Source organism: Clostridium drakei, assembly GCF_000633595.2.
Taxonomy (GTDB): Bacteria; Bacillota; Clostridia; order Clostridiales; family Clostridiaceae; genus Clostridium_AM; species Clostridium_AM drakei.
In genome coordinates this window covers 106,550-131,855 of sequence record NZ_JIBU02000012.1, presented here as the reverse complement: position 1 = coordinate 131,855, position 25,306 = coordinate 106,550, and the positions used below count along the sequence as shown (strand labels likewise).

Here is a 25,306-nt window from a genome sequence, read left to right as displayed (position 1 = left end):
CTTCACCTCATAAATAAAAAATATATATAAATAAATTTTACTGGATATATTTTTTTATTTCATCTATACCTGAATTTTCTGTACTACTTATCTTAAATATCTTTTTAGCGCCTGCAACTTCAAGTAATTTTTCTGCCCTTTTTATGCTGTTTTCACATTTGCACAAATCTATTTTTGTTATAATTCCTATAACAGTCTTTTCAAAAGCCCCTGCAAATTCTGGTGGAAATAAACTTTCTTCCTCTGTGCAATCCTGAATAAATGCAATTATATCTGCCTCTACTGAAGATACTATTAAAGCTTTATAATAAGCTCTATTTTCTATGTATTCCCCCGGAGTATCGATTATATTTTCACAAACTTCAACAGCCTGAGTCTTTTTATATTGCACACATTCTTTATTTAGCACCTGAGTTAATGTAGTTTTTCCAGAGCCTGTCCTTCCAATGAGCAATAACGTTTTCATATTTAATATAACTCCTCTAATACTTTAATTATTTAAAAACACCTTATGACTTTGTAATAGGTGATGCTGAAAAAGAGTTTGTATTAGTTAAAACATCTAGCACTGCTTTAACAGCTGACTCTACACTTCCTACATCCCCTGTTATAACTAAAGAACCGCTAAATCTATCTAAAAAACCTATTGATACTCCAGCTGCTTTAGTTGCTACATCTGCAGCTATTATAGACGCTTCACTTGGAGTTATAGTGAGAATGCCTATGGCATCTTTTATCTCAGAAACAAGTCCTAACTTCTTATATATATCCTTGTTTGGATTTGCTATGATGTGAGCTAATGTTACCTGTTTTCCTGGTACATATTCTTGAATTATTCTTTGTTTGTCTTCCATAATGCATCATCACCTCTTTCAAATAAAATAGGCCTCTTAAAAATAAAAATATATTTCTAAGAAGCCTCATTGCTTTTCAACATTTATACACTTCATTGTGTATCTATGATTAAATACTACACTTTTTGATCAAATATGTCAATATATTTTTAAAATTTATTGTTATTTTCCATTATACGCCTTTTTAAGTAATTCAACTACTTCTTCAATGTTTAAACTCTTAGGATTTGTACTACTGCATCTATCATCTATAGACCTTTGTGAAAGTATGGTCAATTCATCATAGAATTCTTTCTTATCTAAACCTGCTTCTTTAAATGAATTTGGTATTTTAAGCTCCTTTAACAGCTTGTTTATAGCTGATATAAGATTTTTTACACCTTGTCTCACAGTTGGACATGGAAGTCCCAAAATACTTGCTATTTGTGCATATTTTTTTGCTGTATTACTATCTGAAGAATCTGAATAATTGTAAATTGAATTATTTTTTATATTCGCATTAAATTCTATTACATAAGGTAATAATATAGCATTAGTTCTTCCATGAGAAAGATGAAATCTTCCTCCTATTGTATGTGCTATTCCATGATTTATGCCTAATGAAGCTGAATTAAATGCTATTCCAGCCATACAAGATGCATTGTGCATTTTTCTTCTAGCTTCCATGTTATCCCCATGATTATATACAGAAATTAAATTTTCAAAAACCATTTTTATAGATTTTTCAGCTAAAGCATCTGTATAATCTGTAGACTTTAATGAAACATAAGCTTCAATTGCGTGAGTTAAAACATCCATACCTGTGTCTGCTGTAATAAAATCTGGAACAGTCTTTACAAGCTCTGCATCAAGTATTGCTTCATCTGCTAAAAGTTCATCTGAAATCAAAGGATATTTTACACCTTTTTCTCTGTCTGTTATAACTGAAAAATTTGTGACTTCCGATCCAGTACCACTTGTAGTTGGTATAGCAATAAACTTAACATTTTTCTTATTTGTATCATTTACCAATTGATTTGATACTTTATTTTTAAATAAACATATAGCTTTTGCTGTATCAATGGCCGAGCCTCCACCTAAAGCTACTACAACATCTGGATCAAATTCTATCATAACCTTTACACCTTTGATTATATTTTCTATAGGCGGATCTGGTACTACATCTGAAAATATTGATAAATCCATATCTTCTTTTTTAAATTTGTCAACTATCTTATTTATAGCACCTGATTCAACCATAAAAGGATCTGTTACTATAAATACCTTATTATATTGTAATTCACTCAACCTTTTTAAAGACCCTTCTCCAAAAAAAATATTTGTTTTTAATTTAAAATTTTCCATGTAAATCCTCCTCATGTTTAATATTGAAACTCTTTCTCCTGTCTTTAGGTAAGTATGCTATCATCTCAAAATCACAGATTTTGGATGTCTGCTTAAATAAAAAAGCTCCACAGGAAATTTACTTTCCTATGGAGCTACTTTGCTTCTTTCAAATGCACTACATTGTACATTAAAAAATTTTTAATTTTTACAAATTTTCAACTGTAATTATATAATTTTCAATGAATTATGTCAATATACTTTCACATTAATTCATATTTTTTAAGAATAAATCCTACTTATAAAAACTTTTTAGTCATCATTTGTAAATATTACTATTAAAGAAATATCTATATAAACAACACTCTTTACAATTCTTCTATTTCTATTAACCTTGGTAATGATGCTATAGCCCCTAGTTTTGTGCATACAACAGCTCCTACTTTATTTGCAAAAGCAGTTATTTCTTCTATCTTTTCAAACTTTTCTATTAAAGACTTGGGATCTTCAAGTTCAGCTATTTTATACAAAAATGCTCCAACAAAGGCATCTCCTGCACCTGTGGAATCTATAGCTTTTATTTTTATACTACTAATTATGGCAGACTTTTTACCGTTTGATATTAAAGTCCCTTCTTTTCCTAAAGTTACAGCTACAATTTTAGCTCCTAGCTTGTGAAGCATCTCTAATCCTCTATTTAAATCATCTTCTCCTGATATAATTTTTATTTCTTCATCACTTACCTTTACTAAATCAGCATACTTCATGCAAAATTTAGATGTTTCTATAAATTCTTCGGTCCTTCCTTTCCACAGGTCTATTCTATAATTAGGATCAAAAGATATAAATATATTTTGTTTTTCTGCAATCTCCATAACTTTTAAATAAGTCTCTTTCGATTCTCCACCAAGAAGTGCTGTAGCAGAACCAAAATGTATTATTTTAGAAGTCTTTATTTTTTCTTCTTCCAATTCTTCATATTTTAATAATCCATCTGCACCTCTATTGAATATAAAATCTCTTTCACCATTAGATTTTAAAGAAACAAAAGCTAGTGTAGTATTTGAATTATTATCCATAATTAACATAGAAGTATCCACACCTGCTTGATCTAAAGTATTCTTTAAAAACAATCCAAATGCATCCTTACCAACTTTACCTGCAAATAAAGCCTTTCCACCTAATTTAGCTATAGCTGCTGTAACATTGGCAGGTGCTCCCCCTGCTTTTTTAACAAAATTACTTCCTTCAGATAAAGTAGAGTTAACATCCGAACAAATAAAATCAATAAGCAATTCACCTACACATAGTATTCTATTATTCATAATCATTCCTCCTAAAATTGCAGTTGCAACAATTTGCAAATTAATCCTTACTATTTCCTACCAAAAATATAAATTCATCATTTAATTCCACTTTTCCTTCTTTTACGCCTTTAAGAAAATTAAATTTTTCTGAATTTGTCACAACTACAGAAGTTATAGGTGATTTTCCCTTTTCTTCTAATAATTTATCTCCAGCTTTAACATTGTCCCCATTTTTGCAAAAACTTTAAAACCTTCTCCATTCATATTTACTTTATCTATTACAATATGAATATATATTTCCAATACTTTATTCTTCATAGCAATTCTTATTATGCATTTATTGATATTTTTTAAGCCACTATCTCATAATAAGAATGATAGAAATATCATCTTGTGAACCATTTTTAATTGCCTCTGCAACAACATTTTCACATATTTCTTGTCCTGACGAAGTATCCGATATGATCTTCTCTAATTCATCAATTCCAACATACTCATGTACTCCATCAGAGGTTATTATAATTTTCCTCGAATTTTCAATAACCTTAAATACTTCACCTACATAAAGAGCTTTCAGCAACTTTTCATTTCCCCCACCCATACAGTTTGTAATTTCATTTCTTTTACTATAAGTCTCCGCTTCTTCTTCTGTAATAACACCTTTTTTTATTAACCAATTTACTGTAGTATGATCCTCCGTTAACTGCTTTAAATAACTACCCTGCATAGTATATATTCTTGTGTTTCCTACATGAAAAATCCATGCTTTATTATTAATAATACAAATTCCAGATAATGTTGTTGCCATTTTAGACAGTTGTACATTTTTATTTGATTCTCTAATAACCTTGTTATTTATTTCATTAATCAAATTAATAATTGCATGCTCATTTATAATTTCACATTTACTCAGTGTGCCTATAGCTTCTATTACCATATTGGATGCTACATCACCTGCATTATTTCCACCAACTCCATCCGCAATTGCAGCTAATATACAAGTATCATCTATGCTCATAGTATAGTACTCATTATCCAATATTATATTATTAATAAAAACACTGTCTTCATTTTTGTCTTTATTAATCCCCTTTCTAGTTATCGCATGAACTTGCAAATTTAATCCTCCCCACATTCAATAGTTACCGGCCTCTTATTGAAATTTATATTCTTAATTAAAATATTAGCATTGTTCAAAATCATATTATCAAATAAATATCTTGATAGTGGATTTATTAATAAACTTTCTACAACATTTCCAATACCTCTTCCACCATTATCAAGATTTTCATTGACTTTTCTTAATAACACATTTCTTGCATCATCAGTTAGTTTAACGTCTATATTTTTATCCATCAGTAAAGTCTTGAATATTTTATTTATTTGTGAATCTAAAATTTGTTCAGCAACATTTGATCTAATATAATCAAAAACAACTATATTTTCACCTATACGATTTAATATTTCTGGTCGCCCTAATTCTAATTTGAAATAATTTCCAATAGACCCTTTTACCTTTTTCTGTATATCTTCATAATTCATATTTGAAGTAACATTAGGACGTCTTTCACCTAATTCATCTTTTGTGTAAATCCCCAAATTACTTGTAAATATAATAATTGTTTCTGAAAAATATACCGTATTTCCTTGTCCATCAGTCATTCTTCCATCTTCAAGGATTTGTAAAAATTTATCCAATATTGATGGATGTGCCTTTTCTATTTCATCAAATAGTAAAATTGAAAACGGGTTATTTTTTACTGCATTCGTTAATTGTCCGCCTGATTCATATCCAACATATCCTGGAGGAGCTCCTAAAAGTTTTTGATCACTGTGACTTTGACTATACTCACTCATATCAAATCTTATACAATATTTTTCATCTCCAAACAATTTCTCTGCAAGTGTTTTAGCTGTTTCTGTCTTACCTGTTCCTGTTGGTCCTGCAAAAAATAAAATTCCTTTAGGCTTTGAATGTGATGAATGCTGCAATCCCGACATACCAATTGCTGCCCTTTTAATAACATCAAGTACCTTTATAATAGCTTCATCTTGCCCCTTTACTCTTTTTCTAAAGTCTTCTTCAGCATTTTTAAACTTATATAAGTCTAAACTATTCCAAGGATTATCTTTAATACCATATTTATATAGATCAATTACGTCTGACATATTTGATATATGAATACCTTCATTTTTGCAAAGCTTCCTCAATCCATTGAGTTCTGTAAAACAAAAGCCTTCTGTGAGTGCTATAAATTTATCCTGGATTTTTTCTAATTCACCCTTTTTATCTTCATAATGCTTTATATCTTCATTGTAAATATCTCTCTTAAAGAAAGTGGGAAAGTTGTCCCCTTTTATAAGTTGTTCCCGTTCATTTTTTGTAGGCGTATCAATAGTTAATGTTTTAACATTGGGATTGTTTATATATAACCAAGCTGGTAAATCATTTATCTTATTAACAATCATTACAAGAATATTTTTTACAAGTCCCTTTTCTGTCTTAACTTCTTTTCCATTCATAGATGCTAATAATAAATTTGTAAAGCTATCAACCTCTGATTGTTGAAGGTTGTCTGGTGATATGATATACCTAGATGCTAAATTCATAATTACTGCCGTAGCACTTTTGTTTTGTGATAATACGTTTTTTATGTATGTTGTTGCATTTGCTCCTCTTCCTTTGAAATCGCACTTGATCCTTCCATCATCTACATTAGCTTCTACAAGCTCTGCAAATTTCTCAATATGCTTATTTTCATTATTATTATAAAAACCATTCATACTATCATATAAGGCTATAGTTTCATAACCACAATCTTTAAAGTAGTAATGTAAATATTCAGTTAAACTTAATATACTGCCTTTATAAACACTTCCATCTATAGGATATTGATAGACATCAAGTATATTCCCCTCTATTATAATTAAAGGCTTAATTTTATGAAAAATATCAAGTTCCCTATGCCATTTTGCTGCTAAGTTTTCCACTCTTATTCCCCCTTTTGCAATCCAAACTTTTTTACATCATCATCTAATTGCTTAATAAAACCAGGCTTATGTATTCCTACAGATATTATTCCATCTATAGTTTTAAAATTTTGTATTTTATTAGCCCCCTTACTTAGATATTTTTCATATCTTTCCTTATATGCACTATTTAAAATATGCACCTTCTGGTTATCAGAGCCTCTTAAAAGCACATTATTATTTCTTTTCTCAATATATCTACCATCAATTAAAACCGCAATATTCCCCAATACGTTTGTAATTGATAATTTATTCTTTCCTTTTAATTCTTCAAGAGTATATCCGGTATATATTAAAATATCAGAACTTATTGCTTTTATCCTTTCAATCAATTCTGATAGCTTGTCAACCTGCTCAAAGGGATCTCCTCCCGTAATAGTGAATCCATCTATTCGATATTTCATACTTAGACTATATATAATTTTAAATATATCATTAACAGATATCTCATACTTATCATCAAATTCCCACAATTCAGGATTGCTACACCCCTCACAACCATGCTTACAACCACACATCCAAATTCCAATCCGTTTACCAGGTCCTAGAACTTCAACTGGATATAATATTCTTGCAACTAACATACATAATTTCTCACAATAAAATATGCTGCTTTTTCTTGATATCCATCATCTTTTTTCATTCCTCCAAGCCCAACTTCATCACCATCTTTTAATAATCTTGGAATATCCTCTACAAGCTTTTCATTGTTTACATAAGTAAAATTGGTTTGACTTAAATTAGTAATATACAAATCATCTTCTACTAATGTTAACTTAGCATGAGTACGGCTCACATATGGCTTAAACTGCAAATAATCACTCATATCATTCTCTCGACCAATAATATGAAGTTGTTTTGTAATTTTAAAGGTATATTTATCATCAATACTTACTAAAGAATAGTCTGCTTTCTCTGTTAACAATACTGGCTGGGTATCTGAAATATCCTCTCCACAACTGCTACATTTTCGTGCTTGTGGAATATTATGAGTTCCACAGTCACAAATTCGAACCATTTTTTCTTGTGGCATATTATGCTTTTCCTCTTCTTGTTTCACAATCTGCTCTTCAACCTCATCCAACACTTTTGTACTTGAAAGATCTGTTTCACAATATATACATTCTAATAGTTGGGGGGCATTCTTTTCTCCACAAGATGGACAAACTTTATACTTATCCATAAATTATCACCACTAATTCCTTTCTAAAGTTTTCTTGTTTCCAGCACTAACTTTACGTTTTTTTGCTTTCATTATTTCAATTTCCATATCACTTTTTATGTTATAATCGGAAGTATTTATTACCTGTGCATATTCAGGCTTAGGAGGTAAAATACAAACTCTATTGCTAATTATTACTCCCTTTTCACTTAATTTCTTTTCAATTCCCGTAAAATCTTCACAAAAACTCTCCATATCTTCACAAAGCCTATTTATTTCAGCATCATCTGGTAATCGATCCTGCTTATCTACACCACCTAGCTCCATGGTTATATTCCCATCAGAAGCATAGGTAACATTAATTGCATTTCCTTCATTAAACGAATATAATTCATTTTTGAATTTCTTACCACTACGCTTAGTAACTTTTCTATCGCCCAGTAGTTCATATCCCATTTCAGCCATTACCTCATCCATACAACTGTTTATATATGATTCTTCACGCTGTTCTACAAGTTGTTTCTCTATTTGTTCAATTTCAAGTTTAAGATTACTGATTGCTTCATCTGAAAATGTATGTTTTTTAATTGTTATTCCTACCATATTGCATAATGCTGAATATCGTACGATAAGATCATCATAGGTTTCTTTTTCATTTTGATAACTTATAATATATTTGTTATATTGTTTTACAAGCTCCGTAAAAGTCATAGCTTTGTAATTTTGTAAAAATCCGATATCACTAATCTCTCTTATTTTATGCATAGCAGCCATTATGTCATTTCGCATCGTCTGTGGTAAAACTTGGTTTTCTGACATCTCACTTAGCTTTGTCAACATAGTTTCTGATAACTTAGAATCCTTATCCGATTCCACTTTGCCAATGTTTGTAGGTATCTCAAGTAAAAAGCCTTCATCAATACCATTTTGTATGTCTTGGATAAGGTTCTTCTTTAAATCTTTTGCTTTTTCAGTAAGCATATCTGCTTTTTTCATTATTTTTTTAAGATAAGCTTCTAAAGATTTATTATGAATTTCCAGCCTCTCTAACGTCAGTTCTTTATCATTTAAAGAATTGCTTTCTATTTTCTGTTGTATATCCACGCATAAATTTTCTACTTGAGAAATATACTCTTTTCCCTCATTAGTTCTCTTTTGAAGCTCCTTTACCTGTTCTAGAGGCTCATCAAAGCTAGCACAGATAGTTCTTAGTTCGCTAATATATCTATTAATTTTTGTTTTTTCTTCCTGCGTACGTCGTTCTCTTTCTAACTGCTCTCTAAGAATACGCCTTTGCTCTTTAGTTAATGTGTACCTAGACGTTTTGGGACCGCTCATTTATACTCCTCCTTATATTTTCAATTTTGTTGATGGACATTACTATTAATTTTAGCACTTACTCTTTTAACAACATCATAAAGCTCATTACCACTAATCGCCTTTGGCAAAAGATTATTAGAAAGAAGGATGTTTCTAATACGACTTAGCTTTGATGTTAGCAGTAAATCATTATATGGTGTATTATTACAATAAAGCTTGATAGCCTCATCAAAGTTTTCAGCATTCTTAAACAAAATTGAATAGTATTCTTGATCAGATTGTCCTTTTTTTCTTGTAATGAAATTACTTTTTAATTTATCATTTTTAGGCGTAGTAGCAGAAAAGTTTTTGTATCCTGCGGATAGCAATTCTTCTTTTAACTTATTCCCAAAACTAATTAACTGTTCAAGTTCTGGCTGCACTAATTTTCCTTTCTTCTTCTAATTGAAGCACCTTTTGCTTAAGTATTTAATTTCCTTATTATTCCATAAATTCATATTATCGCCATTAGTTATCAAAGAATTTTATACTTATATATATTTTTTATATCTTAGTCAACTACATATAGGGGCTCACCCTCTTTTAACCAAGTTAAACCTGTACCATCTATTCGAACGCGATAGTAATCATACAGTTTTCTGTCCATAAATGCTTTGTTATCTTGAAAGTATACCCAATCATTTACTATATAAATGTCCCATGCATAATATTGAGCTATCCGTTTTATATTACTGCCATCGGGATTAGCAATAAATAATCCATTTTGCTTTTCAGAAGAAAATACTATTTTATTTTTATATAAATTAAAATAACCAATATCTTCAATAATGCACTCAAAATTTTTAGGATTTACATGTGAGGTATAATATAAATTACGACTACCACAAATTCGAGCATATAACCCTTTAGGTGTACAAATAATATCTCTCAATTTATTAAATTTATCTAATTTATTATGAATTAATTCAAATTTACTGCTTTTCAAGTTAATTCGTGCAAATCCTTCTATACTATTGTAATACATCCATTCAGAAGAAAAGGCATACTCAATTGTAGAACCATATTCCAAATCAACAGGTAGTGCATTATTACAAAGCTCTTTGGGATTTTCGCCTTCTAATGAAGAATAATAAATTCTATCTCCATCTTCCTTATTTACAAAATATAGATTTTCCTTGTAAATCATTTGACTATGCCAAAGACCCTTACCTCCAGCGTTACTATAGTATTTATCAAATCCATGTCCATAAAATAATTTTCCTTTCATAACAGTAAGTTTCTCTTTATTATACCCAGTATATTCCTTAACATTTTCACCTGTGTTTTTGTTATATTCAGTCATCGTTCCTTTTTTAAATCCAATATATACTCTATCCCTATAATCGCAACAATTCCCACCATTAGCTATATTCCCTGGGATATTTCCATAATTCATAATATCCTCATCTGTATATAAAACGTCTCCAAAGCGCTTTTCTCTTTCCTTTTGTTGGTGTTTTTCTTTTTCTGTTTTGGATTTTTCTAATTCATTTAATACTGCTTGCTCTAATTCGCTGTCAATTCTTTTACTCACTTCTTCTATGACTTGAATTTTAGGTTGAATTTCTTGCTTTTCATTTATATATTCAAACAAATATGAAGACTGTTCTTCAATTAATCCACTTTCATTTTCATGAAAAGTTGAGACCATTTCTTCTACATCTTCATTATTTTTTTCTAATTTGGAAATTAAATCAACTAATTTAGGAGCTTTGCCAAATGATTCTAAAAATTTGTGAAACCGATCTGCTGTTTCAAATTTTTCGGCAAGTTCAGCACGTCTCAAAACTTCCTCATTAATCTTAGCAACACGAATATTTTCATTCTCTGATTTACTATTGTGTGCTTCCACTTGTACTTTTTTTTCTTTTTCTAGTTGCGTAATAATTTTTGAAAATTCAATGTTTTCACTTTTAATATTATGTAATTGTATTTCAAATTCTTGATTTTTATCTAGCAACATTTTCTTTTCCATTTCTAAATTCTGCATCATTTTAAAGAAATTAATTTTCTCTTTTTTATTTATATAAAGTGCTAAAATATACTGTAATCTTAAAAATGACTTTTGTTTTTCTTCAGACTCTGTACTTTCTAAAAAAACTTCTCTTGTTTTAGTATTATAAGGATTTTCATACTCCAAATTAGCATATTTAATATCCTTTTTCACTTTCTCTTCTTCTAGTTTAGAAAGAGCTTCTGAAAGTTGCTTATTTGTACTTTCAATTTCATGTAACTCTATATTTAGTTTCTCCACTTTATCTAATAACACTTGTTTTTCCTTTTCTAATTTATAAATACTTTGAGAATGTTGCTTATTTTCGCTTTTAATTTCATGCAACTGTATCTCTAATTTCTCAACTTTATCTAATAATACTTGTCTTACTTTTTCTAATTTAGAAGTAGCGTCAAAAATTTGCCTTTTTTCATTTTCAAGATTATATAACTGAAAATACAAATTACCATTCTCATCTAATAAACTCGCCTTTTCTTTGCTAATAAGTTCAAATTGTTCTTTCAATTCTTTAATTTTATTGTCTTCAAATAAGGACATAATTTTTTCCTCCATACCATTCTAGTAACATTTCTTTTCATTTATCAATTCTTTTCCTAAAATAATGAATTAGCTTTCAACATACATATCAGAATTATCTTCATCGTCTGCCAGTTTGTGAAAAAACTTTAACTTTTTCATATAATCTTTCTAATTCTAAATAAATATTATACCTAACCAAATCTCATAGAATCAATAATTCTACTCGAATAATACTATTTATTAACTTATCCTTCAAAAATTTCTGTATCTTTACAACATTTATATCAAATAATTCATTTCTTTTTCTAATTAGGGCAATTTACCTTGAAGTATAAACCTCTCTATTTTACCAGAAAGTCATTTCTATATTAACAGTTAATAAAATTTTTTTATGTTATTATATAAAGCATATTCTAGTCAACTACATATAATGGCTCACCTTCTTTTAAGCGAGTTAGACCTGTGCCATCTATTCGAACACGATAGTAGTCATCCATCATGTTACTATCTTTAAAATATACCCAATCATTTACTATATTAATAGACCATGCAGTATACTGAACTATCATTCTTATTTCACTTCCATCAGAATTAGCAGTAAATAATCCTTTCTTATTTCTAGAAGAAAATACTATTTTGTTTTTATTAAGGTTAAAGCATATAACATCATCAATAATAAGAATAGTTTCTTCAGGATTTGTATGCTTAAAGTAATATAATTGACTTCTATAATTTTTTGAAATTAGCCCATATACACCCTTTGGGCTACAAATAATACCATATAGTCCATTTGGAAGCAGTTCAAATGAACTATTGTTTGAGTTTATCCTTGCAAATCCACTTGTACTGTTATAATATACCCAATCACTCGAGAAACTTAGCTCGGTTCCTCTTTTTGCTGGTAAAGCATTGCTGCTTAATTCTGTTACATTCTGGCCTTGCAATGAACAATAATAAATCCTATCTCCATCATCTCTATTTGTAAAATAAAGTCTTCCATCATAAATAGTTTGACTCCCCCAATAAAATTCTCCTTTAAAACACGTGAAACATTCAATATTTCGATTTCCTAAAAACGCTATAAACTTTTCATATCTTATATTTCCATAAAACAATTTATTGTGGATTACGGCAAGTTTTCCTAAATTAAATCCTCTATATTCTTTTACTTTTTCACCAGTCTTTTTACTATATTCAATCATAATTTTATTTTTAAGTCCAATGTATATTCTATCACCATAAATACAACACCTACCCCCATTAGCTATATTTCCAGGTGTATTGCCATACCTTATAGTATCATCTTCAGAATATAAAACTTTTCCAAAACGTTCCTCTTCCTCCTTCTTCCGCTTTTCTTTCTTTTCATTTTCTATTCTTTCCAATCCAGCTGATACAATTTGATTTAATTCAGTATCGATTTTTTTGCTCATATCTTCTATATCTTCAATTTTAGGTTGAGATTTATCCTTTTTATCTGTATATTGAAACAAATATGATGACTTTTCATTAATTAAAATACTTTCATTTTTATTAAAAGCAGAAACTATTTTCTGTACATCTTTATTATCTTTTTCTAATTCAAATATTAAGTCAACTAACTTAGGTTTTTTCCCAAATGATTCTAAAAACTTGTGAAAACGATCAGCTGTTTCAAACTTTTCTGCAAGCTCTGCACGTTCTAAAAGTTTCTTATTTTCATTTTCAAATTTATGTAACTCTTTATCCAATTTTTCATATTTATCTAATAGTAGTTGTTTCTCGTTTTTTAAAACCTTCAACTCTTGCTTTAATTTATCAATCTCCTTATTTCTAAATAAAAACATACTCATCTTCCCCCATACTATCCTACTAGTGTTTCTTTCCACTTATCCAATTCTTTTCTCTTTCCAATAGCAATAAGCCAACTCTCTAAACGTATGTCCAAATTATCTTCACTATCTATCAGCTTATGGCAAAAGCTTTCAAATTCTTCATAAGACTTATTAAGAAGCTCTTTCATATATGAAGCAAGTTCTCCTACATTTTTAAATTTAACACCATCTAAATCTAAAATTCTCTGTCCGGATAACATGTAAGCCATCTGATAACAAGTCATCAACTTACTGCGTTCATCATTATTATTAAATTCATGCATAGCTTCAATATTACCAACTGCACTCTTCAGCTTTTCATCATTAGGTGCTATCGTCTGAACATAAGTTGAAAGTAACTTTTCTGAAAGTATACTATCATAATAATTTAACTTACTAGTATCATTTTTCCAAAGCCGCTCTAGCATATCTCGACCTAAAGCATTGATACTTTCAAAGCTTCCTCCTTTCCAATAAAATGCTCTTAATTCTGGATAAATAGTATAAAGCAATTTCCAAAAGATGATATCGTCTTTTCCACTAGTTCTTGTTGCTTCTAACTCAGCGTCTAAACAAAATGTAGCAATCTCAGGATTAAAACCTTTAAAGAATCCTGAAATCAATCCGCGGAATAATTGCTTTTTACCATTTTCCCAATTCTCAGCTAATGCTGCAACAAGAGATGGAATATCTGTATATTTTTTGCGTAAAAAAGTATATGGTGGCATTTCAAGTTTTTCAGAATTACCAATGCCTTCTCCAGGAATAGCTAGTTTCTTTCCATCACACCACTGCTTAACCTCATCATATGTCCATCGTCGATTGGGGTTCTTTTTATTTCTTCTATTTGTAATATCATAATAAGTAAGTGCAGAAATAAAATTTTTTAGTTCACTTGGCATATCCTCTTGAAATGGTATTCTTTGCACAGATACATACTTTTCTATTTCCTCAGCCTTCATATTTTTATATGGAGTATATCCGCAAAATAGCTCAAATATTGTTATTCCAAAAGAATAATAATCAGATTCCTCCAAAAATAAATTACGAAAAGTTTCTGGTGCCGAGTACTCTGGTGTCATTCCTGTTTTGGTAACAATTATTGTATTACCATCACTTTTCACTGAACTGATACCAAAGTCAATAATAGTAACATCTTTTCCATTGTCAGTAATCATGATATTAGATGGTTTTAAATCTTTATGAATAATTCCATTACTGTGCAAAACCTTCAAACCTTCATTAATACTTGGAATAATATTTTTGCGAATCTCTTCATAATTAAAATCTTTGTTTAATTTTCTTCCTTGCAAACTTCCGTTTTTATAATAGTCCAAAACTTCAAAAGGTTTTCCTTTATGTATACCTGTCTCATATATCTTAGATACAAATGGCGAATTAATACTTTTTAATATTTCTACAACATCCTGCTTTATAGCAAATTCACGCCTGTACACCTTAGCAATATACTCTTTATTATTCCACTTGCAAATGTATAAGTCCGCCTCTCCTGTCACCACATCCAATTTACTAATAACTTCATATTTATCGCAAAGCACAGTACCAGGCTCTAAATTATTATTTATAGTATTATTAAGTTCTTGATTAATTGATGTTTTATTATCATCAATTATCAGATTTAATTGAGTTTGCTCTCCAGATAAAACAGTTCCGTTAATCTGCGTTATGTTATTGTTATTTTTCATTTTGCATCATCCTTTTTCAAAATTTTGCCATCAATGTTTAGTACACGTTCACTGTTTATTAAATATTCTCTCGCTTCTGTCATTGCCTGCCTAATATTATCACCAAATCGTTGGAAACCAAATTCCCTAGCCGTTGCCAAAAGTAATTCTTCTTCATCAATTCCAATACTTTTACTTGCTATTACACTCATTGCTTCCGCAAGTTCTTCTTTGCATATGTGTTTTATAGATCTTACTTCTCCACCCTTTTCTGGTATACGAACTTTAGCTTTTTTATTTAACTTACTCCAGCAAAAATCCTGAATTATTTCTACATCATTTTCTAAATTAAAGCTTAGTTGACTATCTACTGCTTTACGTACCTTTATCGTAACTTTTTGATTTTCCCAAAGACATGCTAATCTTTTATACAATAGATCCTTATGTATTGGCTGCTCATTTTCTACAACAAACTTAATTGCACCATATAATGATGGTTGCTTCTCAGAAGCTACGTATTCTGATAAATGGGCCTCTTTATAATATTCAAATTGATATGGATTATTTGTATCCAAACTGTCATCTTCTGCTTCAATATCATTATGAGATTCCACTAAGTTTTTTGCAATCAACTCAATCTTTTTATTTGTCTTAACCTGCTGCATTTTATTGGTTTCATGACTACTGTCCTGGATAGCTTGTTTTATTGCATTTAAAAGCCTTTCCTTCTCTGTAATAGGATTTCTAATCCATTCAGTTGACCAAATACGATATAGCTTCCACCCAACCTTTTTTAACATACTTTGCCTTAATCGATCCCGGTCTCTAACTGTTTTAGCTAAATGATAATTATATCCGTCACACTCAATACCAATGACGTATCTCTGATAATTTTGTGGATCCTTAATTGCTATATCGATTTTATATTCCGAACTTCCTATTTGAGTGTCAACTTTGTACCCTGACTTAATTAATATATCTGCAATATATTCTTCAAATGATAAATCTTTTTCTTTATCCATATGAATATCTTTTTCACTTAAAAGATTATCTCTATTAATAGCAAATTCAATATAAGATCGTAACATTTTTACCCCTTCAGACTTAGTTCTTGATAAGTCTATATCTGTTGGCCTTATTGATCCAACTAGTTTTACATTGTACTTTGCACGAGTAATAGCAACATTTAATCTTCTATATCCACCCTCATGTCCAAGAGGTCCAAATCTCATATACATAGTTCCTTTAGCATTTCTTGCATAACCTATACTAAATATAATTGTATCTCTTTCATCCCCTTGTACATTTTCAAGATTTTTAACAAAAAAAGGTTCTTCTTTAGCTTCATCAAAGAATGTTTCATATTGTGGATTCTCAATTCTGAATTTATTAATGACATCCTCAACGACATCCTGCTGTTTCTGGCTAAATGTTATAACACCTAAAGATCGTTTTGAATATTTAGCAATATGTATTCTTATCAGCTCTACTATTTTTTGCGCTTCTATTTTATTACAACTCTTTTCATAAACTCCATTCTCCACATATATATACTCAACACCATTATCCTGTAAGTTATTATTACTTGGAAATGTGGTTAGCATACTATCATAAATTTTTTTATTAGAAAATGCTATTAAATCTTCATTACGGCTACGATAATGCCATAGAAGTGTATGTTCTGGTATTATATTTGACATTTCATCTAGTATTGAGCCTTGTGTACTAAAATTATCATATAAATCTTCATCTTCTTCATTATCTTCATCAAAATTATTATCTTCTGTATGATTGGCAAAAAAGCTTGTTGGTGGTAACTGTTCTTTATCGCCAGCTATTATAACTTGATTTCCTCTAAAAATTGCACCTATTGAATCCTGTGGATGAACTTGAGATGCTTCATCAAATATTACCATATCAAAATTATAACTTTGTGCCTCTAAAAAATATGAAACAGATAGTGGAGACATCATTAAACAAGGTTTAAGTGTCATAAGTAAATTAGGTATTGCTTTGAATAACTTTCTCAAAGGCATTATCTTTTTCTTTTTATTTAATTCATGCTTCAAAGTTGAAAGTTCATCATTTGCTAATACAATTTTATTTTTTTTAGGTATCTTTTTTATTAGCAATTCTCTTATTCTAGCTTGTGCTATTATAAACTGAGCTTCATCTAATTGTGAAAATGTCTCAACACTTATGTCTTGCATAACTCTACGAAATTCTAAAATTGCTGGGTATCTTACAATAGTAGCATCTAACCACATCTTATAAAATCCTTTTAAAAATGAATTCATTATTAAATTAGTTTCTAACTTTTCCTCTTCTATTTTTTCAATAAAATCCCCTACCCCATTTACTTCACAATTACTTTTACTAATTTTATAATTAATCCACTCATCAAGTAATGAAATGTCCCCACATCCTTGTATTTTCACTAAAAGTTCTCTCAAATTCATAGAAGATAACTTGTTTTCAAATAAAGTTTCATACTGTTTAAAGTCAAGAATAACATTATTGTAGGATTCCTCCAATTGCTTTACTGCTAAATAAATATTCTTTCCTGAATCTTTATGAGTACAAACATACTGTATAAACTCTTTGTCTAATTTATATTTTAAACAAGCATCTTTAAACTTCATTGTCCAATTTAAATCACTTAGTATATTTTCCCAGTTCGTATCGATTCCTATAAATTTATATACGTATAAGTCATTTAATTTTTTAGTATTCTGTTGAATATCTTTAATAAAATCCTGTATAATGATTAATTTATCTAAATCATTGATTAATTCTATATAATTACGTTTTGTTATAAACATTGGTGAAACATTATTATATTCTTTTATGATTTCATTTGATGATTTAATAAGTTGCTTACAATAGTTAACAATTTCAATAATTTTATCATGTTTAATAATATCATTTTTTAAAAAATCTGATATCTGTGCCACTAAATTTGTTTCTATAATAATTTTAATTTCTCCAGCTAATTCTATTAATTCTTTTTTATCACCTTTTCCCATTAATATTTCCTTTGTTTTTTCAGCTATATCTTGATGTCCAAAAAAATTATTTATATTCTTAACATAATTACAAATTTTCCTTAATTTTTCCCAATCAGTATCCAATCCTGAATTCATGTTTTGAAAAAAATTAGTTAACATACTGTCATTTTCATTTAACCATTGATTATTTACTTGAACCTTTTTTATAGAGTTTAGCAAGTTTTCTATTGTTTTCTCATTAATATTTTTACATTCCTCGCTTCTCTTTAAACAACAAAGGATATCATTAAAATCTTTTTCTATATCCATGGTAGTTTTCTTCATATTATTAGTAAGATTCCAAAAGTCTTTCACATTTATTTCTTCAATATCATATAAATCATAAAAAAGCAAATTTATAGTATCTTCTATATTAATATTTGGTAATTTCATCATAAAATTATTAAATTCTTTAAACTCATTCCAATTTCTTTCTTCACAAAGAAACTCATTTCGCAATTTGTTTGGCATTACTTCATTTTCGAAGAAACTTAAAATACTGCTAAATGTATTTATCTTATTGTCTATAACATCCCAATTTGTATTTTCTGTCAAATAGTAGTCACCTAAAACTTTCTTAATCAAATTATCATTTTCAAATAACCACTTCTTACTATCATTAATTATATTCAAATCTTCCAGTAATTGAGTTATTTTCTTATCATCAATTCCGTTGATATGCTGATCATAAATATTAGAAATTATACTATTATAATCACATTCAATATTTTCCATTATGCTGTATTTATATTTAAGATTATAAATAAGCTTATCAATTGGTAGATCTTTTATATTTTTTAAATCTGGGAATATCAAAGAAAAATCTTCTGTACTATTGAAATCTTTTAAAGAATTAATTTTGCTATATTGCTTAGCAATAACACTATCTTCGGCTACTCCTTCAATAAGTTCAACCTTAATTTTAGGTGGTATATTTTCTTTTGAAAAATATTGTAGCAACTTATTAAAATCCTTAAGCTTTTCATATATATTATTCCAATTTGTTTTATCTTCTGCATAATGTTGACCCATCATACTTTTTATTAAAATGTCATTTTCAGCTAACCAATTTTTACTCTCATCTATTTCCTTTAAATCAAATAATAGATCAATAATAGTTTCATCTTTAAGCTTTTTAACTACATTTTTATTCATTTTCCTAATTATTTTTCTGTCAGTTCTATATGATTTTTTGAATATTTTAAATATACTTGTATATTCTACTTTAAATCTATTTAACATACCTAAGTAATCTATATCAAAAATACCTTTTTCGTATATGGAAGCTACTTTATTCATCTTGGAATAAAGTAGTTCTACCCTTTTCCTAGTATTTTCGATTGTTTGTGAAATCTCATCATACCTATTTTTATCAAACCAAACTTCTGTTGGTCTTATATTGCTTAAAATTAGTGTGCATATTTCAGTTAGTTCATTTATTTCATTAATTGTATCGTATGATTTAAGTCCATATGATTCTATAATATTTAATGCTGCATTATATGCCTCATTATATAGTCTTTGAACATCATTTATTAATAATTTATTTTTGGGGATGAATTTTAGTGTTATAAGTTTTCTTTCATTAGGTTGATCGTTATAATCACTTGATCTTTCAAATGCTTCAAAGATACCACTATATTGCAATTTAAATCTATTCAATATTTTCAAGTAATCTGTATTAAATACATCTTTTCTACATAACATATTGATTTCATTAGTCTTGTCAACTAGCAAATTAACTTCTTCTTTTATTTTAGAAAGGATTTTCGTAATAACTATATGCTTACTTTTATCAAACCAAATTTCTGTTGGTCTTACATCCGAAATAATTAATTTGCTTAATTCATTAAGTTTATGTAAATCACCAATTGTACTATAAATATTCATTGAATATTTTTCTGATATTTTTAACATAGTTTTGTAAGCATCATTAAAAATATTAGATATATCTTCAACTATTTTTCTAGCTTTTTTAGCAAATATTTGCACATCAATTTGGTATATGCCTTCACACTTATCTGAATCGATAGTTTCTTTCATCTTACAATGCTGTATGTAGTTAAATACTTGTTTATATTTACTATAAAATCTATCAAGCATCTCTATTGAATTAATTTCTAATATATTTTCTTTATACTTTGTTAGAATTTCGCTTAATACTTTATTTGTTTCTGTGGAAATCTTTTCACCTGCATCAACTAATTTTTCTGCTTCATTAATTGCATTTGGGCTAAACCATATTTCCTCGAGTTTTGGAATTTCATTTATACTATTACAGATGTCCACCATTTCTTTAATATAATTTAATGTAATATCTCTTTGAATACCAATCTTTTCTGAGACCTTTGATGCTATATTATATAAAGTTAGAGAATCATCATATAAGTTTATGGCCACTCTACTTATATCTTCAATACTTTCTAAAATTTTCTCCCTATCAGTGTATTTTCCTTCGTTAATTATATTTTCAATTAATCTAATTGATTGAACAATACTATTTTCACTTTTTTTAGCATCTAATTGCAAAATACCTGAAGAGTAATTTTTTGAAATCTCATCTAATGAACTTTTGTAAAGTTCGTTTGTCTTTTTATAAATCTTCGCGCATTCTATTAGTTCTTCTATATTATCATTATATATCCACGATAGAGGAACTGTGGGAGACTGTGATGAGATTTTTAGCACCTCAAGAACTTCTCCGATCACTTCTAGCTTAAATTCAAATGGTAAATGATACTTGTTTATATAACATTCTAATTTTTCAACCAAATCTTCAAATTTTATATACAATATACTAACATTACTTTCAATACTAAGTTTCTTTTCATGTGTTACCATTGACAATGTACAGTTTTTCCAAGGATTTTTATAATAATCTATTCTTAAATTTTTGATTGTATTTATATACAGCTTAATTGCATATTGATATCTACTCAAATTCTCAAATGTAGTCTTATCTATATTATTTATAGTGAATGATATATCTGGAATTTCACTTAACTTAAACACTTGACCATATACTTCATAAATACTCATGCCTAAAGGTTCAATAACTGTATGTAGCTCAGAGTTATATTTATTAAGTTTTTCACGCTCTACTAATAACTCATTTAATACACCTAAAGCATTATTATTTACCGTTTCTTCTGGTAACAATAATGTTTTTCCTATATCTTCTAGAACACATTTCTTATTTACCTTATGACTATGAATTGCTAAACAAAAATCTGCTAAGCCGACTTCAGTAAGTCTTCTATACACAACCTCCAGTGCAGCCATTTTTTCAGATACAAATAAAACTTTCTTACCACCAGCTAACGCTTCTGCAATTATATTCGTAATAGTTTGACTTTTCCCCGTACCTGGAGGCCCTTGCATAACAAAACTAATACCTTTCTTAGAAAGTAATATTGCATCTTGCTGACTTGAATCTGCATCCATAACCTGAAAGGTATCAATTGGTTTAGTAATACTATCATGATCATAACCATCTGATGCTTCATCAAATCCTAAAATAGAACTTTTATCTCCACACATAGCCCTTATAACAGGGTTTTGAATAATACGTTCTGTATTTATTTCTAAATCCTTATACATATTAATTTTTAAAAAAGATAATAAACTTAAACTTGTTTCTCTTAAAATACCCCAACCATTGTAGTTAACTATTTCTTCAACTTTATCTATAAACGTTTCAATTTCATCTTCATTTGAATCAAATGCTGGCAATGTAACACCATAATCCTTTTCTAAAATAAATGCCAATGTAGGATTAAGTACAATTTCATCATCGTACAATTTTAGCGTATATGGTGCATGTATTGCCTCAACTTCAATTGATACTGGAACTAATATAAGTGGTGATAGCAACCAACTATTATAACTTTTATCTCTCCACCTTAAAAAACCACATACCAAATAAAGTATATTAATACCTTGTTCATCAAGGGATAGCTTCGATTTATCTCGTAAGTTTTTTAGTGTCTTTTTACATTCTTCATTACTTACTTCTGTCTTAATGTCCCCTCTAACAACAGTTATTGGTTCTGACATAGCTGATAGTAATGATAATACGTCATACATTTTTTTATCAGTATTTCTACTTATAGGAGCTTTAAAAGTAAGTTTTTCTTCATTACCCACTATACGTTTATAAATATCCATAAATTCTGGTTCAACAATACCTATATTTGATCGCTTAGTCTTCTTATAATTCAAAAGCCTATTTCGTTTACCAGGATCTAATAAACTATCTTTCCATATCTCAATCCTTTTTTCGATTTTTGTATTATAATCAATCACTTTAATTCACCTGTTTCTGAATTATTAAATTAACTAAATATGTATATTATCTCTGTAAATCATTTTACTGTTAATTCTATTTATAATATATAAACTTTTAATCATCATATAATCATCATATATAGCACTTTTTTATTAACGTGTTTTAATATCAATAGCTAGGCTACCACTTTTACCTTGAAGTATAGTTATCATAGCTTTTCCTAATTTACACTGAAAGATTTTTTTATTATAGTTCTTATACATATTATTAATGTAATAAGTACATGTATAACATGAATCTCATATATTGATTTTGTACTAACCTAGCTATTTGAAAGTTTTGTAATTAGATAGCTACTTTACCTATTAATTTTTATAAACTTTAACAGCTTATTTTATATAGTATGATTTTCACATGAACAATAATTTTTACTTATTCTCTGTCCATAAATTTGTAATGGGATATCCATCAAATTCTTTACGACGTTCTTCTGAAATCCTGTCATAATGTAACTTAGCCTCTAGAAAACTATCCAACAAAATACTCACCGCTGTTAAAATTGCCTCATCAGTTGTGTTGTATTTAATTTTAGAAATCTCTTGTAATTCATCCGACAAAAGTGGTCTCATTCTTTTAAGAATTTGAAACTTATTTACTGTTAGAATTTCTAAATCAATAGTAGCTCTCTCTAAAAGCCACATCATAATCTTTTGTGCTGAATTCAGAATTTCTAAATCTTTCTCTTTTTGTTCATCATAAGCTTTCAACATCTCCAAAACTAATATATTTGCTAATTCATCTTGCAGTTTTGATTTTGGTGCATGAATAATTGATTCTATTATTCTTAAATAGTTTATATTCGATACTGTTAAAAAGTCTTCTTTTTTTAAGTAGCTATAAACGCTTAAAGCAACTTCTTTTCCATCAACTGTAGCCTTGCAAGAAAGATTGTTATCACTAAAAAAATTAAATATTTTATACTTTCCTGCCTCAACTTCAATGCATAACAATCTAATAGTTATATTACTTATATCCAAATTACCAATTCCAGACTTATTATTAACACTAAGTGGTACATACTCATCATAAAGAATTGATTTTACTAATAAAAATAATTTATCTAATTCTTTCTTTGAAAGTTTGTCCATCTCTAAATCTTTCTTAACCCCTAATATATTTAAAGCTGATTGAATTTCTTCAAGTCCATGTAAATATTCTTCTTGATTTTTTAGATTTTCTAGATAGTTACCTTTTATGCTATCTGCTGAAAAAATGACTCCATTGATTTTTATATTCTTATTATTTAGTAATGCTATTACAAATTTTAAATCTTTTACTCTTTCAGATAATTTTCCTAAAGGCTTATAATTGAATTTTCCCGTATTGATATCGAAAGTAATACTTTTTCCAATATTTAATACCTGCTTACCAATTTCATGTATAACTTTACAACTGCTATAAAAAATTTTATCATCAACTGTTATTGGCACTGGTATATCAGATAAAATTTGATCTACCTCTATCTTATCAATTGGAACTTTAACATTAAATCCTTTAGGTTGTGCATAAATATACGTAGAATGTGTTAAAGAATACTTAATTACATCTGTGAAGTTGTTAAGACCTATACCCCTATAACCAAAATAGAATCCATCAGTTTCAAGTCCAAGTTCTTTAATATTACGTAAGGACAAAACTCTCTGATCTACAGTTCCACCTTGTAACTTTTGATCTTTAATGAAATTAATGAAAATATTTACTACCTCAATTGGATCATCCTTTGGAAATTCTTGTAATTCAATTGTTTTAGTTTTTTGTCCTCCCATTGTTTTAATTAACTTATTTAAATCAAAAGGTAGCAGAACATTGTAATATATCTTGCACTCATCATAATCTTTCATATAAATAACAAATACAATTGCTCCATTACTACTTAAATAATTTCGTAAATCACTGCAATCTAGTGTATATTTAATTGTATATTGAGATAAATCTTTTTGAACAGAACCTTTAATCTGAACAGGAACCCTGCCTTCAATATCTTTTTTGGCAATGGAATTAGATTTATAAACAATAATTTCTCCATCCCAAGAAGGTGTTTTATCATTTTCTCGAATATCTGGAATAAGCCTTTGATTTCGAGTAAGAAAATCCTTTATTTTAATTACTGATCTCATTTCAATTCTCAATGGATCTAGCATCATGCTATTTCACATCCTTAACCATAAAATTAAAGCTAATTCTTATTTATTAAAATACTACTTTTATCAGTCTAACATCTTTCCTTTATAGACATAATTACTATAATTAAAATACATTACATACGTTATAATATTTTTAATCAAATTATACCATATTGCCCATATTAATACTTATATTTACAAAATAAAATTTATTTACCTTTATTTCGAATATTGCTTAACATCATGTAACCCATATTAATTTTATACAACCTATATAAAAGCATAACTCCAACAGATCTGTCTTGCTGCAGAAATCCATATGGACATGTCTTTTTAATGCCCATACATGCAGATTTTTACAGCAAACAATTCCCAACCCACACACTCTGCCGAATATCCAAATAAAGGACTAGCTTTTATTCTGACAGGAGGAAGAATTAAAACTTGTCTATATCCTCTTGTATTTTTATTTTGTAAATTAACAACAGCCTGTATCTATTTTCAAATACAAGCTGCTGTTATCATTCATTATTTTATTTAAATTTATCTTAGAAATCATAAATTAATTTGTAATTTCATTTATATTAGTATTGTTTGAAATTCATTTCCTTCATGTGATACAATTACTTCAATAGTATTTAGAACTCCCATTCCATCTTCGCCTGTGATAAAATATGTCTGA

General features: G+C 28.4%; 16 protein-coding genes. All 16 read right to left on the bottom strand.

Annotated features, from left to right (window positions below):
* Window positions 1–37: 37 nt before the first annotated feature.
* Window positions 38–466, bottom strand: coding sequence for a EutP/PduV family microcompartment system protein (locus EG57_RS0206275; protein WP_032076409.1), 429 nt, complete (start codon window positions 464–466; stop codon window positions 38–40).
* 43 nt (window positions 467–509) lie between these two features.
* A complete protein-coding gene (locus EG57_RS0206270) occupies window positions 510–854 on the bottom strand; it encodes a BMC domain-containing protein (protein WP_029159291.1) in 345 nt (114 codons plus the stop codon).
* Window positions 855–1,016: 162 nt separating this feature from the next.
* Window positions 1,017–2,198 carry a 1-propanol dehydrogenase PduQ gene (locus EG57_RS0206265; RefSeq protein WP_032076408.1) on the bottom strand — a complete coding sequence of 394 codons (1,182 nt, stop codon included), beginning with the start codon at window positions 2,196–2,198 and terminating at the stop codon, window positions 1,017–1,019.
* Window positions 2,199–2,545: 347 nt separating this feature from the next.
* Window positions 2,546–3,502, bottom strand: a complete 957-nt coding sequence (locus tag EG57_RS0206260) for a carbohydrate kinase family protein (RefSeq protein ID WP_032076407.1) — start codon at window positions 3,500–3,502, stop codon at window positions 2,546–2,548.
* A gap of 177 nt (window positions 3,503–3,679) precedes the next feature.
* The gene (locus EG57_RS26995) at window positions 3,680–3,787 is read right to left on the bottom strand and encodes a PTS glucose transporter subunit IIA (RefSeq protein ID WP_242859817.1); all 108 of its coding nucleotides are present in this window, start codon (window positions 3,785–3,787) and stop codon (window positions 3,680–3,682) included.
* A 55-nt stretch (window positions 3,788–3,842) separates the two neighbouring features.
* Complete coding sequence (locus EG57_RS0206255) at window positions 3,843–4,601, bottom strand: PP2C family protein-serine/threonine phosphatase (RefSeq protein ID WP_032076406.1); 759 nt, start codon at window positions 4,599–4,601, stop codon at window positions 3,843–3,845.
* 2 nt (window positions 4,602–4,603) lie between these two features.
* Window positions 4,604–6,475, bottom strand: a complete 1,872-nt coding sequence (locus EG57_RS0206250) for an AAA family ATPase (protein WP_032076405.1) — start codon at window positions 6,473–6,475, stop codon at window positions 4,604–4,606.
* A gap of 2 nt (window positions 6,476–6,477) precedes the next feature.
* Entirely contained in the window at window positions 6,478–7,098 is a 621-nt protein-coding gene (locus EG57_RS0206245; RefSeq protein WP_032076404.1) for a 4Fe-4S single cluster domain-containing protein, read from the bottom strand.
* Complete coding sequence (locus tag EG57_RS0206240; protein WP_032076403.1) at window positions 7,092–7,697, bottom strand: FHA domain-containing protein; 606 nt, start codon at window positions 7,695–7,697, stop codon at window positions 7,092–7,094. The genes EG57_RS0206245 and EG57_RS0206240 overlap by 7 nt, the downstream gene beginning before the upstream one ends.
* Window positions 7,698–7,709: 12 nt before the next feature.
* Window positions 7,710–9,014 (bottom strand): hypothetical protein, encoded by a 1,305-nt coding sequence (locus EG57_RS0206235; RefSeq protein WP_032076402.1) that lies wholly within the window; start codon window positions 9,012–9,014, stop codon window positions 7,710–7,712.
* Window positions 9,015–9,034: 20 nt separating this feature from the next.
* On the bottom strand, window positions 9,035–9,418 hold the full coding sequence (locus tag EG57_RS0206230; protein ID WP_032076401.1) for a hypothetical protein: 384 nt from the start codon (window positions 9,416–9,418) through the stop codon (window positions 9,035–9,037).
* Between the two features lie 128 nt (window positions 9,419–9,546).
* Entirely contained in the window at window positions 9,547–11,586 is a 2,040-nt protein-coding gene (locus EG57_RS0206225) for a DUF5050 domain-containing protein (RefSeq protein WP_032076400.1), read from the bottom strand.
* 395 nt (window positions 11,587–11,981) lie between these two features.
* Window positions 11,982–13,394, bottom strand: coding sequence for a DUF5050 domain-containing protein (locus EG57_RS0206220; RefSeq protein ID WP_032076399.1), 1,413 nt, complete (start codon window positions 13,392–13,394; stop codon window positions 11,982–11,984).
* 17 nt (window positions 13,395–13,411) lie between these two features.
* On the bottom strand, window positions 13,412–15,127 hold the full coding sequence (locus EG57_RS0206215) for a protein kinase domain-containing protein (protein ID WP_032076398.1): 1,716 nt from the start codon (window positions 15,125–15,127) through the stop codon (window positions 13,412–13,414).
* Window positions 15,124–22,458: a DUF4011 domain-containing protein gene (locus tag EG57_RS25370; RefSeq protein ID WP_052037753.1), complete on the bottom strand. Its 7,335-nt coding sequence runs from the start codon at window positions 22,456–22,458 to the stop codon at window positions 15,124–15,126. The genes EG57_RS0206215 and EG57_RS25370 overlap by 4 nt, the downstream gene beginning before the upstream one ends.
* 411 nt (window positions 22,459–22,869) lie before the next feature.
* Complete coding sequence (locus EG57_RS0206200) at window positions 22,870–24,645, bottom strand: DUF4365 domain-containing protein (RefSeq protein WP_032076397.1); 1,776 nt, start codon at window positions 24,643–24,645, stop codon at window positions 22,870–22,872.
* Between the last annotated feature and the right edge of the window lie 661 nt (window positions 24,646–25,306).

Bases quoted from the DNA above. Each gene is read 5' to 3' on its own strand.
- EG57_RS0206275 (WP_032076409.1), bottom strand. From the start codon at position 466: ATGAAAACGTTATTGCTCATTGGAAGGACAGGCTCTGGAAAAACTACA.
- EG57_RS0206270 (WP_029159291.1), bottom strand. From the start codon at position 854: ATGGAAGACAAACAAAGAATAATTCAAGAATATGTACCAGGAAAACAG.
- EG57_RS0206265 (WP_032076408.1), bottom strand. From the start codon at position 2,198: ATGGAAAATTTTAAATTAAAAACAAATATTTTTTTTGGAGAAGGGTCT.
- EG57_RS0206260 (WP_032076407.1), bottom strand. From the start codon at position 3,502: ATGAATAATAGAATACTATGTGTAGGTGAATTGCTTATTGATTTTATT.
- EG57_RS0206245 (WP_032076404.1), bottom strand. From the start codon at position 7,098: ATGTTAGTTGCAAGAATATTATATCCAGTTGAAGTTCTAGGACCTGGT.
- EG57_RS0206240 (WP_032076403.1), bottom strand. From the start codon at position 7,697: ATGGATAAGTATAAAGTTTGTCCATCTTGTGGAGAAAAGAATGCCCCC.
- EG57_RS0206235 (WP_032076402.1), bottom strand. From the start codon at position 9,014: ATGAGCGGTCCCAAAACGTCTAGGTACACATTAACTAAAGAGCAAAGG.
- EG57_RS0206225 (WP_032076400.1), bottom strand. From the start codon at position 11,586: ATGTCCTTATTTGAAGACAATAAAATTAAAGAATTGAAAGAACAATTT.
- EG57_RS0206220 (WP_032076399.1), bottom strand. From the start codon at position 13,394: ATGTTTTTATTTAGAAATAAGGAGATTGATAAATTAAAGCAAGAGTTG.
- EG57_RS0206215 (WP_032076398.1), bottom strand. From the start codon at position 15,127: ATGAAAAATAACAATAACATAACGCAGATTAACGGAACTGTTTTATCT.
- EG57_RS0206200 (WP_032076397.1), bottom strand. From the start codon at position 24,645: ATGATGCTAGATCCATTGAGAATTGAAATGAGATCAGTAATTAAAATA.